This is a genomic window from Streptomyces sparsus (assembly GCF_054776295.1).
In genome coordinates, this window is the sequence record NZ_BAAHCA010001043.1 from 1 (window position 1) to 1,564 (window position 1,564).

1 protein-coding gene is annotated in these 1,564 nt (G+C 74.2%); it reads left to right on the forward strand.

What is annotated here, in order from left to right; all coding sequences use genetic code 11:
• Positions 1-154 precede the first annotated feature (154 nt).
• Positions 155-1,417: an ATP-grasp domain-containing protein gene (locus tag ACYVE9_RS26130; RefSeq protein ID WP_461030365.1), complete on the forward strand. Its 1,263-nt coding sequence runs from the start codon at positions 155-157 to the stop codon at positions 1,415-1,417.
• Positions 1,418-1,564 lie beyond the last annotated feature (147 nt).

Here is a 1,564-nt window from a genome sequence, read left to right on the forward strand (position 1 = left end):
GATGGTCCGGTGCCGGAGCCCGGGCCCGTGGGGTCGGCGGGGCCGGTGCCGAGCCTCGGCGGCCCGTGGGAGCCGGGGCCTCGGCGGTGCCGGCAACCCCCGCTTCACCAGGCCGAATTGACAGTTTTAGGGTTGCCTAACCTAATGTCTCCTCGTGAGCATGGACGATCTTTCCCAGGGCCGCCCGGACACCACCCGTCCGGGGCCCGCAGGCGCCTCGGCGCACCCCAGGCGCCTGCACCTGCTCGCGCTGAACCCCACCGACTCGGTCTCCGAGGGGTTCCTGCCCGCCGCGGAGCGACTCGGCCTGGCCGTCACGGTGTTGACCGACCAGCCGGACGCCCACCGGGACCGCCACCGGCGTCTCGACGTCCGGCACTGCGAGGTGCGCGACTTCCGTGCGGTCATCGACGAGGTCCAGGCCGACGGCGGCACCGACGCGGTCTTCACCAACAGCGACCACCTCCAGACCCAGGCGGCGCTGGCCGCCGACTTCCTCGGCCTGCCGGGCAAGGACTGGCGGGCGGCCCTGCGCACCAAGAACAAGGCCCAGCTGCGCCGCAGTCTGGCCGTCGCCCACGCCGACCCGGTGGCGTTCGCCGAGTTGCCGCCCGGCGCCGACCCCGCCGACCTCCGCGGGGTGCCCTTCCCCTGCGTCGTCAAGCCCCGCGAGGGCGTCGCCAGTGAGGACGTCTTCCACTGCGCGGACCGCGCCGAACTGACGTCCCGCTGCCGGGAGATCCGCCTCCGCCGCCCCGACGGGACGCTGCTCGTCGAGGAGTTCCTCGACGGTGAGCTGCACACCCTGGAGACCCTGGGGGACGGACGCGTCCTGCACCCGCTCGCCGGGTTCCGTACCGAACTCTCCCCGCCGCCGCACTTCGTCGAGGAGCGCATGCGGCTGCTGCCCGCACTGCCCCAACCGCACACCGGTCAACTCCTGGACGCGTTGCGGACGCTGGGCGTCGGGCTCGGCGCCTGCCACACCGAGTACGTCGTGCAGGGCGACCGGGCCCGCATCATCGAGGTGAACTACCGCGCCATCGGCGACCAGTGCGACCTCATGCTGGCCGAACTGCTCGGCATCCCGCTGTTCGAGCACGTTCTCTCCGTCCACCTGGGTCACCGCCTGCCGACGCGGCTCGGCGCCCGCACCGACGGGCGCGCGGTCATGGAGTACGTGCTCGCCGACCGGCCCGGCAGGCTGACGGCCGCCGGGCCGCCGAGCACCACCGAAGCGGGCGGCGTCCGACTCGACTACCGGCCGCTGCGGGCCCTCGGTGAGACGCACCCGGTGTACCGCACCAACCGCGACTTCCTCGGTGTGCTGCGTGCCACCGGGACCGATCAGCGGCGCGTCGAGTCCGCCGCGGCCGACTTCCTGGCCGCGCACCGCTGGGAGATCAGCCCGTGCTGAGCGATCCGTCGCCGACCGGTCCGTCGCCGGTCGGCCCCTCGTGGACCGACCCCACCGCGCCCGGCTCCACGACGGTCGAGCGGCCACCGCTCGTCCCCCCGCCGCCAGCTCGGCCCGGGACAGGCCGGACCCGTACGGGCCAGGCCC